The organism is Arthrobacter sp. KBS0702 (genome assembly GCF_005937985.2).
GTDB lineage: Bacteria > Actinomycetota > Actinomycetes > Actinomycetales > Micrococcaceae > Arthrobacter.
The window spans coordinates 1,631,612-1,647,435 of the sequence record NZ_CP042172.1 but is presented as its reverse complement, the minus strand read 5'-3'; the positions used below and the strand labels follow the sequence as shown (position 1 = coordinate 1,647,435).

The following is a 15,824-nucleotide window of genomic DNA, read 5'->3' as shown; positions in this document are numbered from 1 at the left end:
GCTGCGCGGAAACCGCCGCCAGGCCCTACGGCCCTTGCCGGCCAGGGCGGCTGCGGAGGAGGATGGCCGGCAACCCCAGGAGGCCCTCGATGACGCAGCTCGGCAGGCCTAACCCCGCGGCGGCAGCGTCGTTCCGCCTGATCCAGCTGGCACTCCTCCCGCTGGGGACCGCCGGCTACCTCTGGGCTCTGCCCAGGCTGCTCGTCTACAGCCATCGGACCGCCGTGTCCGCCACCCTGCTCGCGTCGCTTTACTCCCGGTATATGCAGCACCGGCTGGGGACACGGGCGGACACGCCCGCGGCGCGGCTGATGCTGGTGATGCCTAATGTCTCCCGGATCGGATTCGGCCTGGTGGCGGTCCCGACGGCGGTGGCCCACCGTCTCACCGGCTACGTGCCCAGGATCTACCGGTACCCCTATGAAGGACAGCCGCCCTTGAGCCATCAGGAGGCGGCGCGGACCAGCTTCTACGACGCCGCCCTCGTGCGGCACCTGCCCGGCATCGACCAGCTCGTTATCCTCGGCGCCGGCTTCGACACGCGAGCCTACCGGCTTCCCGCGGCCGGCCGGCCGCGCTGCTTCGAACTGGACAAGCCCCGCACCCAGGCCTTCAAACTCAGCATGCTCCAGCGGGCCGGACTCCCCGCCCGCACGGCGAGCTACGTGGCGGCCGACCTCCGGGAGGACGGCTGGTACGACAAGCTCGAGGCGGCCGGCTTCGACCCGCGCCGGCGGTCATTCTTCCTCTGGGAAGGGGTGACCATGTACCTGGACCGCCCGGCCGTCGAGGAGACGCTGCGCCGGATCGCCGGAACGGCTCCGGGCAGCGTGGTTGCCTTCGACTACTTCTCCGCGCGGACGCTCGCGTCCCGCTCGCCCTACATGCGCTTCGCCCGCGCCACCACCGCCTTTGCGGGCGAACCCCTCGGCTTCGGCATCGACACCTCGCCCCCGGCCCGGGAGCGCGTCGCTGAATTCCTCAGGCCCTTCGGCCTGGCGGTGGAGGAGCACCGGAACTTCGGCCGGGAATCCCGAAGGCGCGGGGCGCCGGCGGGGTTCGTCACCGCCGTCGTCGGCCGGACGGCGGAACGACCGGCGGCCAGCCGGCGTTAATCTACCGACGGTCTTCCCGTCGCCTGGATATCACCCTCCGGAAATGCGGCTGCAATATAGCGGGTGCAAGCTGGAAGGGGCACCCTGAGGGCGTCCAGCCGGTTGCAAGAGAGAGCAGGACCGCCATGAACCCCTTGATCATCCTGACCGCAGCGACCGGTCCACGTGAGGGCACCCGCCCGGCCGCAGCGATACGGCCCATCCAGGCCACGGACCTCCCCGAACTGTCCGCGATGTACCGGGACTCCTATGCCGACGGCCTGCCCCAGCCCCCGGACCGCGCGTCCGGATGGATCGACGCGCTCCTCGACGGCGCCGAGGGGCGGCACGTGCCGGAAGCGTCCGCTGTCCTGGCGGGCCCCGATGGCCAGCTCGCGGCCGCCATCATCGTCACGGAGCCAGCATCCGGCACCGCCGGGAACTGGGATTCCGTCATCGCCGAACTCTTCACCCACCCGGACCACCGCCGGCAGGGACTGGCGGAAGAGTTGCTGGGCCACTGCCTGCACGAACTGCATACGCTCGGCCGGACCAGGGTGGCGGTCACGGTGGACAGCGGCAACGCGGCTGCGCTGGCGCTCTACCTGTCCAGGGACTTCCGCCGGCTGGCCGACGACGACGGCGACTGAACTGCCGACGTCGCCCCGGAACGCCGGCACCCTTCCACGGACGTGGGAGCCGGTGCTAGCTTGTTGCGGATGAACGTCCTCGACTGGCTCCTCGACTCCGACCCCGCCATCCGCTGGCAGGCCCTGCGGGACCTCGCGGACTCCCCGGCGGAGGAAGCCTCCGCAGAGCGTTCCCGTGTTGCGGCCGAAGGCTGGGGCGCCCGCCTGCTGGCGCTGCAGGGCGAGGACGGGCAGTGGGACGGCGGCACGTACTTTCCGTCCCCGTTCGACGACGCCGAGCCGGGCCAGCCCTGGACCGCAACGACTTACAGCCTCCTGCTCCTGCGGGACTTCGGGCTGGACCCCCGCAGCGCCGCGGCGCGCGACGCCGTCGCCCGGGTCCGGGCGAACAGCTGCTGGGAAGAGGCGGGCCAGCCGTTCTTCCAAGGCGAGGTGGAACCCTGCATCAACGGAATGGCAGTCTCCCTGGGCGCCTACTTCGGCGAGGCCGTCGACGGCATCGTAGCCCGGCTGCTCGACGAACAACTCGACGACGGCGGCTGGAACTGTGAAGCGGAAAGGGGCTCCACCCGTTCCTCGTTTGGCACGACGATCAATGTACTGGAGGGACTCCTCGAGTACGGCCGCGCCACCGGAGGAACACCCGAAGCAGCAGCGGCGAGGCAGCGAGCCGAGGAATACCTGCTGGAGCGTGGCTTGCTCCGCCGGAAGAGCACCGGAGCACTCATCGACCCGAAGTGGCTGCAGTTTTCCTACCCGACCCGCTGGCACTACGACGTGCTCCGCGGCCTCGACTACTTCCGGGACGCCGGAACTGCCCCGGATGCCCGTCTGGCCGAGGCCGTGGACCTGGTGCGCTCGAAGCGCCAGCCCGACGGAACATGGCTGTTGGAGAACAGCCATCCCGGCCGGATTCACTTCCCGCTGGACGAGGGCGACGGCCGCCCCAGCCGCTGGAACACCCTCCGGGCACTTCGGGTGCTCAAGTGGGCCGAAACCGCCTAAAGGTATTTGTCACTTCGATGGAAATATGGCTAAATTTGGCTGTAGCAGCATCTTTTGGCGGAGCGGTTTTTTGGGGGAAGCATGAACAAGGCGCAACGACGCGCACATATGGAGCCGCCCTGCCCGGCCTGCGGCTCGCGGGTGGTGCCGATCTGGAAGGACCAGCGGCCAATGTCTGCCCGCCAGCCTGACTGGCAGGTCAGCGCCCGGCAGTGCAGCAGCCAGGCGTGCAGGATGAACGAACCGGAGAACTGGTAGAGGCAGCCGGACCGGGGCTGCCATCCACGGCGGCTCCGGGCCGGCCGCGCTTGCCTTCCCCGGGGACGCGGCCGAAGATTGTCCGGAGCCCGCCCATTGGATTGGAGGCCGGATGAGTGTTCGGAGCGCAGGACTCCTGCTGTACCGGCGGAGCGCGGAATCCCCGCTGGAGGTGTGGATCGCGCACATGGGCGGACCGTTCTGGGCCAGAAAGGACTCCGCCGCCTGGTCCATTCCCAAGGGTGAGTACAGCGCGGACGAGGACGCCCTGTCGGCCGCGATCCGGGAGTTCACCGAAGAAATAGGCACGCCCCCGCCGGCGGCCGCGTACTTTCCGCTGGGCAGCTTCCGGCAGGCCTCGGGCAAAATCATCACGGTCTTCGCGGCGGAAACCGATTTCCAGCCGGGACGAATTGTCAGCAACACCTTTCCGCTCGAATGGCCGAGGGGATCCGGCGTCGTCCGCAACTTCCCGGAGATCGACGACGCCGCATGGTTCAGCGAGCCTGAGGCACGCACCAAGCTGGTGCGCGGGCAACTGCCGGTCCTGGACGCTCTCCAGGAGCACCTGCTGGGAGACGCCGGATAGGCGCTGCGGCCCTGCCGTTAATGTGACATTGCTGTATTGAAATGTCACAACCTGGCCAACTAGTGTGACAAACACTGTCAGTTCACACGAGCCCGGGAGCGACCATGCACTACGTAGGACGTCGGCTGTCTGCCGTCACGGCGGCGATGGCCCTGAGCGTGGCAGGCGGCGCCGTCGCCAGCCCTGCCTTCGCCGACCCCCGTGAGACGCACAAGAACGCCACCGCCACCGGCTACGGCGGCGCCGTCAGCACGGTGGACCCGGAGGCCTCGGCCGCGGCGATCGAAGTGCTCCGCAAGGGCGGCAACGCAGCGGATGCCGCCGTTGCCGCGGCCGCCACGCTGGGCGTGACCGAGCCATACAGCGCCGGGATCGGCGGGGGCGGCTACTTCGTGTATTACGACGCGAAAACCGGAAAGGTCGGCACCGTCGACGGGCGCGAAACGGCGCCGGCTACGATGCCGCACGATGCATTCATCGACCCGGCAACCGGCCAGCCCTACCGCTTCACTCCGGAGTTGGTGACCAGCGGCGTCGCGGTCGGCGTCCCCGGCACCCCGGCCACCTGGCAGCGGGCACTCCAGCGCTGGGGAAGCCTGAGCCTCGGTGATGCCCTGGATCCCGCCATCAAGGTGGCCACTCGCGGCTTCGTCGTCGACGGGACCTTCCGCCAGCAGACGCTCGACAACAAGGCCCGCTTTGCGGCCTTCCCCGCGACCAGCGCCCTCTTCCTCCCAGGCGGCGACGCTCCCGCCGTCGGCAGCATCTTCCAAAACCATGACCTCGCCGCCACCTACCGGCTCCTCGCGCAACAGGGCACGGACGGCTTCTACCGAGGCCCGCTCGCGGCGGACATCGCTGCCACCGTGCAGGCTCCGGCAAAGGCTGCCGGCACCACACTGCCGGTTCCGGCGGGGTTCATGACGACGGCGGACCTGGCCGCTTACGGGGCACGGGACCAGGCGCCGACCCATGTGAACTACCGTGGCCTGGACGTCTTCGGCATGGCACCCTCGAGCAGCGGCGGCACCACCGTGGGTGAAGCCCTGAACATCCTGGCCCCCACCGACCTCGCCGGGTTGTCCAAGGGCAGCGCCCTGCACCGCTACCTGGAGGCCAGCGCCTTGGCGTTCGCCGACCGGGGCAAGTATGTGGGCGACCCGTCCCAGGTGGACGTCCCCACCGCTGCCCTCACCGATCCGATCTTCGGCAAGGAGCGGGCATGCCTGATCGACCCGCTGCACGCCGCCGCCAAGCCGGTGGCGCCGGGGAATGTGTCCGCGTACGACGGCGTCTGCCCGGCGTCGACCGCGCCCCTCGCGGCCGAAAAGGACACCGAGAACATCTCGACCACCAACCTGACCGTCGCGGACAAGTGGGGCAACGTGGCCGAATACACCCTCACGATCGAGCAGACCGGCGGCTCCGGCATGGTGGTGCCCGGCCGCGGATTCCTGCTCAACAACGAAATGACCGACTTCTCCACCGTGTACGACCCGAAGGACCCGAACCGCATCGAGCCCGGCAAGCGTCCGCGTTCCTCCATGGCACCGACCATCATCCTCAAGGACGGGGCCCCGTTCCTCGCGCTGGGCTCACCGGGCGGATCGACCATCATCACGACAGTGCTGCAGACCATCCTGAACCGGGTGGACCTGGGGATGACCATCTCCGAGGCCATTGCGGCGCCGCGCGCCTCACAGCGGAACACGGCCAAGGTCACCGCCGAGCCGGCTTTCATTGACGCGTACGGCGGCGTGCTGGCACCCTTCGGGCATCGGTTCACACCGTCCGGGGACGCGTTCACGTCGGCGGCGGAGATTGGCGCGGCAACGGCGATTGAGTTCGGTCCGGACGGGCGCCTTGTCGCCGCCGCCGAGCCGGTCCGGCGCGGCGGCGGCTCGGCCATGGTGCTGAAGCAGTCTCCGTAGGCCCGGGAGGCACTCGTTGAGGGGCAGGGCACCGATGCCCTGCCCCTTCACCGGCCTGAGTTCAGGCCCTTGGCGTACGCGGCCTGGCCGACGTGCTGGAGGCAGTCCGCGGCGATGCTCACCAGCCGGACCCCGAGGGTGACGGGCGGGTTCCAGCGGGTGTCGACGACGCGGTCGAGGTCTTCGTCGCCGAGAGACTCGAGGAAACCGACGGTCTGCCGGTGGACGGCGTCGTAATAGGCAATCAGCAGCTCAGCCGGGGCCTGGACGGCGTCGACCTGGTCGGAGGAATGTCCGTAACCGGTGTCCGTGACGGCCAGCGGAAGGTCAAAGCGTGCGGCAAAGCCCTGCGAGGTCCAGACCTGTGCCAGGCCGGCGGCCGATGCCACCTGCGCGTCCTCGCCCCGACCCAGGTGCCACACCAGCCACACGATCGAATTCCCGTTGCCTTCCGGACGCCGGCCAAGGGCCCCGGCATCGATGCCGCGAAGCGTGGCGCCGACGGCCTCGTGGATCCGGCCGAAGGCGTCTAGCAACAGCTCATTGGCTTTCATAGCAGTCCCCTCACGTTGCGTTGTCGGTGGGCCCCATGCTCGCACGGCCGGAACCGGTTGCGCTATCACTTTTGGCTGTTCTGGGCGTTGCAGAGGGACCATAAGTGATAGAGCAACTGGCTGGTTCGGGCCGTGCGCTGGACCCTGGCGGTGCGGCCTCGTGGTCAAGGTAACGGACCGCCACCTCACCCTCGGGGACACTGCGTCGGCGTCCCCGACCGTGGTCTCCGCCACGGAGTGATCTGACGTGGCTGCGTTGCTGCCCGTTGTCTGCCCGGGAATCCGCTCTGTGCCGGGAACACGCCCCGCACTTGGGCGTGTCGCACCAGGGAAGCCGGCAGGAACGCAGCCCCGCGCGGGCCTGCTCCTAGCCTGTGCTAGATTTCGGCCCATGACCACTCACCCGGCCCACCAGGCCGATGCGCCCGCTGCCGCCGCGATCGCGCTGCTCGCACGACAGGGGTACGACGCTACGTCAGTTGACGACCTGGCCGACGCCGCGGGCATGAGCCGCAGTACCTTCTTCCGGAAGTTCGGCTCCAAGGAAGACGTCGTTTTTGCGGACCACGAGCGGATCCTGGGCCAGGTGACCGAACGGCTGGCCGAATCCAGCGGCGAGCCGTTGGCCGCCATCGAGGACGCCGCGCTCCTGGTTTTCAACCACCACCTGCGCCACCGGGAAACGTCCCGCGCCCGCTACGAGCTGATGCAGGCCGTGCCCGCGCTCCGGGACCGGGAGCTGGTCACCTCGCACCGCTACGAGCGCGCGTTCCTGTTGCACCTGCTGGACCGGCTGCCCGACGGCGGCCCCGACCGGACCGGCAACCACCGCGAACACACCGCCGTTGCCTTCGCCGCCGCCACTGTCGCGGTGCACAACGCGTTCCTGCGGCAGTGGCTCCGCTCCCCTGCCGTCGCCGGGGAATCCGCGGGATCGGAGCACAGCCGGGCCGACGCCCTGGCCGCGGAGCTCCGGGGCTTATCCGCCATCTTCCGGCCGGCACTGCTTGGGCCGCCGCCAGCGGCCCAGCTGCCACCGACCGTCGTGGTGACCGTGCTGGCCGGGGCAGCGGACAAGGATGCGATTGCCCGGGCCGTCCGCGACGCGCTCCCCTGATTCGGCGGCACGCGGCGGCAACCGGCGGAGCAGAGGGCACCCCGACGCACACTGATGCGGTGACACGGAGTTTCTTGACGTGGGACTGGGTTTCAATGCATTCTTAGTCGACGTGGTGTGAGCCACGACACGAGGCGGCCGGGAGCCGCCGTCGCTATCGACGAGGACCAACACATGACGACGACGTCGCCCGCTTCAGGGCTCTCCGCTGAGCGCACCGGCGCCGAATTCCCCGCCGGAACGGTGGAACCGGACTACGTTCTGACCGAGGCGCTGGGCACCGACCCGGCCTCCCTGTTCACCGGCATCAGCGCTGAAGACCGCGCCTACTGGGACCGGGCCCGGAGCTTCGTCCAGGACGAGGTCCTCCCGGTCATCGACGGCTACTGGGAACGCGCCGAATACCCCGTCCACCTGCTCCGGCGCCTCGGCGAGCTGGATCTGCTGCGCGACGGCGTCGCCGTCGAGGGCTTCGCCCCGATGAGCAGCATGGCGGCCGGACTGGTCAACATGGAAATCAGCCGCGGCGACGGATCCGTGGCCACGATGATCGCCGTCCAGGGCGGGCTGGCGCTGCGATCGGTCGCCGAGTGCGGCTCCGAGGAGCAGAAGAAGCGCTGGCTGCCGGCCATCGCCGCCGGCACCGAGTACGCGGCCTTCGCGCTGACCGAGCCCACCCACGGATCGGACGCGGTGGCGCTGGAATCCACGGCCACCGCCACCGACGGCGGATTCCTGCTCAATGGCGAGAAGAAATGGATCGGCAACGGCTCCATCGGCGGCCTCAGCGTGGTCTGGGCCCGCGGCGGGGACGGCCAGGTCCACGGCTACCTCGTGCCGCAGGATTCCCCCGGCTACACGGGGACCAAAATCGAGGGCAAGCTCGCGCTGCGGGCCATCTGGCAGGCCCACATCCGGCTGGAGAACGTCTTTGTGCCGGACGAAAACGTCCTGCCCGGGGCACGCAGCTTCAAGGACACGGCCCGCGTCCTCCTGGCGACCCGGCTCAGCGTCGCCTGGTCCGCCGTCGGCCACGCCACCGCCTGCTACGAGACCGCGGTCCAGTACGCCAAGCAGCGCATGCAGTTCGGCCGTCCGCTGGCCGCCTCACAAATTGTGCAGGAGCGGCTGGCCCGCATGCTTAGCGAGCTCTCCAGCATGCAGCTGATGGCGGTCCAGATGACCCGCCTGGACCAAGAGGGCACGCTCACCGCCGAGCAGGCCTCACTCGCCAAGTACACGTGCACCCGCCTGGCCCGCGGCATCGCCGCCAACGCCCGGGACCTGCTCGGCGGCAACGGCATCCTGCTGGCCAACCGCGTCGCACGCCACCTGGCCGACATCGAAGCCATCCACACCTACGAAGGCACGGAGACGGTGCAGGCGCTCATCATTGGGCGCGGCATTACCGGCACCTCCGCCTTCGCCTGACAGACGCCCTCCCCGAAAGGACCTCCCATGACCCAGCACGACACCACCCCGGTGATTCTCGGCGGCGCCCGAACCCCGTTCGGCCGCTTCCGCGGCGGACTAACGCCGTTTTCGTCCAGCGAGCTCGGCGCCCACGCCATCCGCGCCGCCCTCGAGCGCACGGGGGTGTCCCCGGAGCAAGTCGGCGCCGTAATCGTCGGCCAGGTGATCCAGGCCGGTGCGGGACAGGGCCCGGCACGGCAGGCCAGCCTGGCCGCCGGCATCGGCTGGGATGTCCCGACCGTCACCATCAACAAGCTGTGCCTTTCCGGGCTGACCGCCGTGATTGATGCCGCCCGGACGATCCGGGCCGGGGAAGCCGACTTCATCGTCGCCGCCGGCCAGGAGTCCATGACCAATGCCCCGCATCTGGTCCCCGGGCTGCGCGCCGGCGTCGTTATTGGCGACGCCCCCATGCTCGACTCGCTGAACCACGACGGACTGCAGGACCCGGTCAGCGGCAAGCTGATGGGTGAGGCCACCGATGCGGGCAATGCCGAGCGGCAGATCAGCCGCGAGGAGCAGGACGCCGTCGCCGCCCGCTCGCACCAGCGCGCCGAGGCCGCCCGCGCCGCCGGGGTGCTTGCCGAGGAAATTGCCCCGATCCAGGTGCCGCAGCGCAAGGGACCCGCCGTCACCCTGGAACACGATGAGGGCATCCGCGCCGAGACCACCGCCGAGTCCCTGGCCCAATTGCGGCCCGCGTTCTCGAAGGACCAGGCCGCCACCATCACCGCGGGCTCCGCGTCCCCGCTCTCCGACGGCGCCGCCGCGCTGGTGATTGCCAGCAAGTCTGCCGCCATCGCCGCCGGCCTGGAATGGATCGCCGAAATCGGGGCCCACGGCCAGACCGCCGGCCCTGACGGCTCCCTGCACTCCCAGCCGGCCCGGGCGATCGAGCGGGCGCTCAAGGGTGAGGGTCTCAACGCGACTGACCTTGACCTGGTCGAAATCAACGAAGCCTTCGCCTCCGTCCTGATCCAGTCGGCCAACGACCTCGGCATCGAAACCGACGCCGTCAACGCCGAGGGCGGCGCGATCGCCCTGGGCCACCCGGTGGGGGCCTCGGGCGCCCGACTGGTCCTGCACCAGGCGCTGGCCCTGAAGCGCCGCGGCGGAGGAACCGGCGTCGTGGCCCTCTGCGGCGGCGGCGGCCAGGGCGATGCCCTAATTCTCAAAGCTTAATCAACCCTACGAAGAAGCAGGCCATGACCAACACGACCACCGGCGACGGCTTCGCCACCATTTCCGTTGCGGCGATCCTGGCGGAATCCGCCAAGCGCACGCCGGATAGCATTGCCCTGATCGTCGGAGAGGACAAAACCAGCTACGGCGATCTCTGGCGCCAGACCAAGGCGTACGCCGGCGCGCTCCGGGACCGTGGAATCGGCCCCGGGGACGCCGTCGCGGTCCTGATTCCCAATGTGCCTGACTTCGCCCGCGTCTACTACGCTGTGCTGTCCCTTGGCGCCATCGTGGTGCCGGTCCATGCCCTGCTCAAGGCCCGCGAAATCGAGTACGTGCTCCAGGACAGCGGCGCTCGGCTGATGATCTGCGCCGACGCGCTGCTTGGGGAGGGAGCCGCGGGTGCCGCTGCCAGCGGCGTCGACGTGCTGACGGTCATGTCGCCCGACGGCGGCGACCTCCCCCGGCTCGAAGCAGAGGCCGCCGCTGCCGAACCGATCCGGAGCTACGAACCCTGCCGGCCCTCGGACACCGCCACCATCCTCTATACCTCCGGCACCACGGGCAAGCCCAAGGGCGCACTGGGCACGCACTTCGCCCTCGTGGAGCAGACGTCCGTGATACTGACCAGCGTGATGGACTTCAAGCCCGGGGATGTCCTCTTCGGCGGCCTGCCGCTGTTCCACACCTTCGGCCAAACCGTGGTCCTGAACGCCGGGCTGCGCGCCGGCGCCACGGTGGTCCTGATGCCGCGGTTCAGCGGCGAGGGCGCCCTGGCGCTGCTGGACCGGCATCAGGTCAACATCTTCGTCGGGGTCCCCACGATGTATGTGGCACTCCTGGAGGCGGCGAAGTCGACCGACGTCCGGCCCGACGCGTTGCGCTACGGCATCTCGGGCGGGGCGTCTCTGCCGCTGGCGGTGATGGACAAGTTCCGCGACGTGTTCGGCGTCGAGATCCACGAGGGTTACGGCCTGACCGAGACGTCCCCGGTGGCTGCCTTCAACCACGTCGGCATGACCCCGCGGCCGGGCACGATCGGCATTCCCATCTGGGGCGTGGACATCGAGATTGCCCGGGCGGAAACGGTGGAGCGCATCGAACTGCTGCCCAACGGCGAACTCGGCGAACTGGTGGTCCGGGGCCACCTGCTCATGAAGGGCTACCTGAACCGGCCCGAGGCCACGGCGGAGGCCGTGGTGGACGGCTGGTTCCGCACCGGAGACCTGGGCACCAAGGACGACGACGGCTACCTCACCATCGTGGACCGCAAGAAGGACATGATCATCCGGAACGGCTACAACGTCTACCCCCGCGAAGTGGAGGAAATCCTGCTGACCCACCCGGAAGTTGTCAGCGCCGCCGTCTACGGCATTCCGCACGACGTCCACGGCCAGGAGATCGCGGCCGCAATCGTGCTCGACGCGGGAGCCACCGTGTCCGAGAAGGACCTGATGGACTTCGCCAGCGCACAGCTTGCCGCCTACAAGTATCCGCGCGTCATCCGGCTGCTCACGGAACTACCCCTCGGCCCCAGCGGGAAAATCCTCAAGCGGAACCTGGCCGCCGAGTCCAGCTGACGCTCGCCGGCGGCAACGTTTTCGAGGACGACGGCGTGGCCCTGGCCGACGCGGATGCAGATCGCGGCGACCCAGGGCCGCCCGGAGGCCTGCAGGGACCGGGCAGGGTGCCGATGATCCCAGCCCCCTTTCAGCACACCACTAATAAGTCTTTTGCAAGAATCGCATGTCGATTGGGTATTGGACGGCGGATAATCGCGGATGCAAGAGTGTTCAGGTGAAGAAGACCATCAAAATCCACGACGTCGGTGATGCCGTCCACGTCGAACTCAGCAGGCCGGAAGTCCGCAACGCCATCGATCGACTGATGGTGGACGAACTCCATACGGTCTGCTCGGATCTCGAGCGGAATCCCCGCGTCCTCATCCTCTCCGGGGCGCAACTTCCATCTGGCGGTGGTGTCTTTGCCTCCGGCGCGGACATTGCCGAACTCCGCGATCGCCGTCGCGACGATGCCCTGGCGGGGATCAACTCCGGACTTTTCCAGCGGATCGCCAAACTGCCGATGCCCGTGATCGCCGCCATTGACGGCTTTGCACTTGGCGGTGGCGCCGAACTTGCCTACGCGGCGGACTTCCGCATCGCCACAGCCCGGGCAAAGATCGGCAATCCGGAGCCCGGCCTGGGCATCCTTGCCGCTGCCGGCGCAGGTTGGCGCCTCGTGGAGCTCGTCGGAGAGCCCCTGGCCAAGGACATCCTGCTCGCGGGAAAGGTACTCGACGGCACCGAGGCGCTGGCTGTCCGGCTCGTCACCGAACTGCACGAGCCGGACCAATTGATCCCCGCGGCTTTTGCCCTCGCGGCCAGGATCTCGACCCTGGATCCGCTTGCCGTCCGGCTCACCAAGACTGTGCTCCACGCCCCACGGTCCGCACACCCTGCCGTCGACGAACTCGCCCAAGGCATCCTCTTCGAATCCGAGGCCAAGTTCGAGCGGATGCAGTCATTCCTGGATCGAAAAAAGCACAAAGGAGCCACCAGATGACCATCTCCACCCCAGCCACGGAAACTCCGGGCATGCCGGCGAAAGTAGGCGTGCTAGGCGGTGGCCGGATGGGTGCGGGCATTGCCCACGCCTTCCTGGTTTCCGGTGCGCACGTAACGGTCGTCGAACGGGACGCGGACTCCGCGGCCGCGGCCCGCGACCGCGTCACCGGGACGCTGTCCAAGGCAATCGAGAAGGCCGCGGTCAGCGAGGACCTGGAGTCACTGCTGCGCCGGTTCACCGCCTCAACGGACGCCGCCGACTTCGGCGGCTCCGGTCTGGTGGTCGAGGCCGTCCCGGAGGATTTCACGCTCAAGCAGGCAGCTCTGCGCACTGTCGAGCGCACCATCGGCGCGGATGCCTGGATTGCCACCAACACCTCTTCACTCTCGGTCAGCCGGCTGGCGGATTCACTCGGCAGCCCGGAGCGGCTGTGCGGGCTTCACTTCTTCAACCCGGTCCCGGCGTCAACCCTGGTGGAAGTCGTCCTCGGCCCCCGCTCCTCCCCGGAACTGGCCGAAGCAGCGGGCAACTGGGTTCGCGGGCTCGGCAAGACGCCAATTGTGGTCCGGGACGCCCCCGGCTTCGCCAGTTCGCGGCTGGGCGTTGCCCTCGCGCTCGAAGCCATGCGCATGCTTGAAGAGGGCGTGGCCAGCGCGCAGGACATCGACGCTGCCATGGAACTGGGCTACCGGCACGCCTCCGGTCCGCTGCGCACTACCGACATCGTGGGTCTCGATGTCCGCCTTGGCATCGCCGAATACCTGCACGAAACGCTCGGCGAACGGTTCGCCCCGCCGCAGATCCTGCGCGACATGGTGGCTCGCGGCGAACTGGGTCGCAAGTCCGGCCGGGGCTTCTACAGCTACTCCTGAACAACCACGGCCCGGAAAGCAGCGGCGCCGTCAGGCTATCCAAACACCCGCGCGCTATGGACTGACCCCGCCCGAACTGAACAGCGGCGCCCAACTGGTGCGGTCCCGGCTGGGCGACGACAACCCCGAACTGGCCGACGCTTTCGCAGGCACTCCCGCACAATCCCACGAGGAGCACTCATGACCACCGCAACGAATCTGTCCGTCAATTCCGATTTCTACGTCCTGGACGACTACCTCAACGACACCGACCGTGAGCTGATCGCCCGCGTCCGTGGCTTTGTTGAACAGGACGTCACTCCGATCATCAACGAATACTGGGAGAAGGCGGACTTCCCGTACCAGCTGGTGCCCAAGTTCGCAGAGCTGGGCATCATCGGTACAGCGATCAAGGGCTACGGCTGCCCCGGCCTGACCCGGTTGCAGGCCGGCCTGGTGGCGATGGAACTGTCCCGCGGTGACGGCAGCATCAACACCTTCAACGCGGTCCACTCCGGTCTGGCGATGGGCAGCATCAACCTGCTCGGCAGCGACGAGCAAAAGCAGCGCTGGCTCCCGGCCATGGCGAAACTGGAGAAACTGGGTGCCTTCGCCCTGACCGAGCCGGACCACGGGTCTGATTCCGTGGCCCTGGAAACCTCCGCGCGGCTCGACGGCGACCACTATGTCATCAACGGGTCCAAGCGCTGGATCGGGCTGGGCCACGTGGCCGACCTCGTCATCATCTGGGCCCGCGACACCGCCGACCAGAAGGTGAAGGCGTTCGTCCTGGACAAGAACGAGGACGGCAGCTACCCGGCGGGCTACCACGCCGAAGCCATCACCGGGAAGATGGCAAAGCGCGCCATCCAGCAGGCACAGATCGAGATCGACGGCCTGCGGATCCCCGCCGGGAACATGCTGGCCAAGTCGACGTCCTTCCGCGACGTCGGCGCGGTGTTGAACACGACGCGCAGCACCGTGGCCTGGGAATCGCTCGGCCATGCCACCGCCGCCTACGAAATGGCTGTCACCTACGCCCGGGAACGCGTCCAGTTCGGCCACCCGATCGCCAGCTACCAGCTCGTGCAGAACAAGCTGGCCAACATGCTCGCGGACCTCACCGCCATGCAGCTGATCTGCTTCCGCACCGCGGCACTCCAGGACGAGGGCAGGCTCAGCAACGAACAGGCCTCGCTGGCCAAGATGTTCACCGGGGACAAGGCGCGTACCCTGTGCCGGGACGCCAGGGACATGTTCGGCGGCAATGGCATCCTGTTGGAAAACCACGTGGCGCGGCACCTGACCGACATGGAAGTGGTCCACACCTACGAAGGTACCGACTCCATCCAGTCGCTGATCCTGGGCCGTGAGATCACCGGAATCTCGGCCTTCTCCTGATCCGCACCTGCCGCACAGGGCAGCGGGCGACGGCGGGACCTCCCGCCGTCGCCCGCTGTCCGCGGCTTCCCCCTTGGCGGAACCGCCCAGGGGGAACTGCGGGCAGACCTCGACGCAGAAATGGTCACCGATTTACTGCTCGGAGCCATTTAATACCGCTTCTTCCTCGGGGGCTCCCCCGTGGACGAGGGCTTCGGAAAGCGCCTCGTCACGCATAGCGATATATAAAAATAACGTCCTATTGGGATACAAAATTAGTATTTGCGGTTTCTAATGCCCTCTGGAAGGGTTGCCTAAACAAGGGCCCGTGCGAATTGACGCATCCCCGGGGCCGCAAAACCGCCATGGGAGGGCAGTTCGGGTTGCTCATCGAAACCATCCTCGACGACGGCGTGCTGACAATCATCCTCAACGACCCGGGGCGCCGGAACGCCATGGGCGACGGCATGCGCGGCGAACTCTTGGCCGCCTTGGAGCAGGCCAGCGCTGACATCAGCGTGCGGGCAGTCGTCCTGCGCGGCGCCGGCGGCACTTTCTGCTCCGGAGGCGACCTGGCGGCGATGCCGCCGACAAACCTGGCTACCGCACGCAACCGGCTAGCCCACGTCGCCAGCGTGGTCAGGACGATCCGCAACTCCCCCACACCAACCTTCGCGGTCGTCGAGGGAGCCGCGGCGGGCCTGGGGGCCAGTCTCGCCCTCGCCTGCGACTACCTCTACATGGCCGATGATGCGCGCCTGCTGTTCCCCTTCAGCCGGCTGGGACTGCTGCCGGACGGAGGCATCTTGCACAGCTTGGCGGCCCGCATTGGCGTGCACCGGGCAAGGCAGCTGCTGCTCGAGGGCCGGTCCGTTAACGCCGAGGAATGCCTCGACCTGGGGCTGGCTGACTACCGCTACCCGCCGGACCGGGTCATGAAGGAAGCAGCGGACAATGCCCGCGCTCTCAGCTCCGCGGCGCCGCGCTCCGTCGCGGGGATCAAGAGTGCGTTGGCGGGCGGGCTGCCGTCCCTGGAGGACGCTTTCCGCGCAGAACACGCCGGCCAGCCCGCGTGCTACTTTTCCGACGATTTCGCCGAGGGCAAGCGTGCCTTCTCCCGGCGCGAACTCCCCCACTTCAGCGGGTCCTAGGCAGCACCCATCGATTAAGGA

The 15,824-nt window shown here is 68.4% G+C and carries 14 protein-coding genes; 13 read left to right on the top strand and 1 reads right to left on the bottom strand.

Features of this window, described 5'->3' with window-relative positions; genetic code table 11:
• Positions 1 to 89 precede the first annotated feature (89 nt).
• The 5 genes from FFF93_RS07560 (at position 90) to ggt (ending at position 5,527) form a co-directional block, all read left to right on the top strand.
• A complete protein-coding gene (locus FFF93_RS07560; RefSeq protein ID WP_186372255.1) occupies positions 90 to 1,115 on the top strand; it encodes an SAM-dependent methyltransferase in 1,026 nt (341 codons plus the stop codon).
• 125 nt (positions 1,116 to 1,240) lie between these two features.
• On the top strand, positions 1,241 to 1,744 hold the full coding sequence (locus tag FFF93_RS07555) for a GNAT family N-acetyltransferase (RefSeq protein ID WP_138769459.1): 504 nt from the start codon (positions 1,241 to 1,243) through the stop codon (positions 1,742 to 1,744).
• A gap of 69 nt (positions 1,745 to 1,813) precedes the next feature.
• Entirely contained in the window at positions 1,814 to 2,749 is a 936-nt protein-coding gene (locus FFF93_RS07550; RefSeq protein WP_138769460.1) for a hypothetical protein, read from the top strand.
• Between the two features lie 370 nt (positions 2,750 to 3,119).
• Positions 3,120 to 3,596 (top strand): NUDIX domain-containing protein, encoded by a 477-nt coding sequence (locus FFF93_RS07545; protein ID WP_138769461.1) that lies wholly within the window; start codon positions 3,120 to 3,122, stop codon positions 3,594 to 3,596.
• A 104-nt stretch (positions 3,597 to 3,700) separates the two neighbouring features.
• Positions 3,701 to 5,527 (top strand): gamma-glutamyltransferase, encoded by a 1,827-nt coding sequence (gene ggt / locus FFF93_RS07540; RefSeq protein ID WP_138769462.1) that lies wholly within the window; start codon positions 3,701 to 3,703, stop codon positions 5,525 to 5,527.
• Positions 5,528 to 5,574: 47 nt separating this feature from the next.
• On the opposite strand, the gene FFF93_RS07535 is transcribed toward ggt, so the two are convergent.
• Complete coding sequence (locus FFF93_RS07535; protein WP_138769463.1) at positions 5,575 to 6,081, bottom strand: mycothiol transferase; 507 nt, start codon at positions 6,079 to 6,081, stop codon at positions 5,575 to 5,577.
• Between the two features lie 391 nt (positions 6,082 to 6,472).
• Between FFF93_RS07535 and FFF93_RS07525 the strand changes: the two genes are divergently transcribed.
• The 8 genes from FFF93_RS07525 (at position 6,473) to FFF93_RS07480 (ending at position 15,803) form a co-directional block, all read left to right on the top strand.
• Complete coding sequence (locus FFF93_RS07525) at positions 6,473 to 7,198, top strand: TetR/AcrR family transcriptional regulator (RefSeq protein ID WP_138769465.1); 726 nt, start codon at positions 6,473 to 6,475, stop codon at positions 7,196 to 7,198.
• 174 nt (positions 7,199 to 7,372) lie between these two features.
• Positions 7,373 to 8,629 carry an acyl-CoA dehydrogenase family protein gene (locus tag FFF93_RS07520; protein ID WP_138769466.1) on the top strand — a complete coding sequence of 419 codons (1,257 nt, stop codon included), beginning with the start codon at positions 7,373 to 7,375 and terminating at the stop codon, positions 8,627 to 8,629.
• Positions 8,630 to 8,656: 27 nt separating this feature from the next.
• Positions 8,657 to 9,853: an acetyl-CoA C-acetyltransferase gene (locus FFF93_RS07515; RefSeq protein WP_138769467.1), complete on the top strand. Its 1,197-nt coding sequence runs from the start codon at positions 8,657 to 8,659 to the stop codon at positions 9,851 to 9,853.
• A gap of 23 nt (positions 9,854 to 9,876) precedes the next feature.
• Positions 9,877 to 11,433, top strand: a complete 1,557-nt coding sequence (locus tag FFF93_RS07510) for a long-chain fatty acid--CoA ligase (protein ID WP_138769468.1) — start codon at positions 9,877 to 9,879, stop codon at positions 11,431 to 11,433.
• A 217-nt stretch (positions 11,434 to 11,650) separates the two neighbouring features.
• Entirely contained in the window at positions 11,651 to 12,418 is a 768-nt protein-coding gene (locus tag FFF93_RS07500; RefSeq protein ID WP_395858426.1) for an enoyl-CoA hydratase/isomerase family protein, read from the top strand.
• Positions 12,415 to 13,293: a 3-hydroxyacyl-CoA dehydrogenase family protein gene (locus tag FFF93_RS07495; protein WP_138769471.1), complete on the top strand. Its 879-nt coding sequence runs from the start codon at positions 12,415 to 12,417 to the stop codon at positions 13,291 to 13,293. Before FFF93_RS07500 ends, FFF93_RS07495 begins: the two co-directional genes overlap by 4 nt.
• 180 nt (positions 13,294 to 13,473) lie before the next feature.
• Entirely contained in the window at positions 13,474 to 14,673 is a 1,200-nt protein-coding gene (locus FFF93_RS07490; protein WP_138769472.1) for an acyl-CoA dehydrogenase family protein, read from the top strand.
• Positions 14,674 to 15,017: 344 nt separating this feature from the next.
• Positions 15,018 to 15,803 (top strand): enoyl-CoA hydratase/isomerase family protein, encoded by a 786-nt coding sequence (locus FFF93_RS07480; RefSeq protein WP_138769473.1) that lies wholly within the window; start codon positions 15,018 to 15,020, stop codon positions 15,801 to 15,803.
• The last annotated feature ends 21 nt before the right edge of the window (positions 15,804 to 15,824 follow it).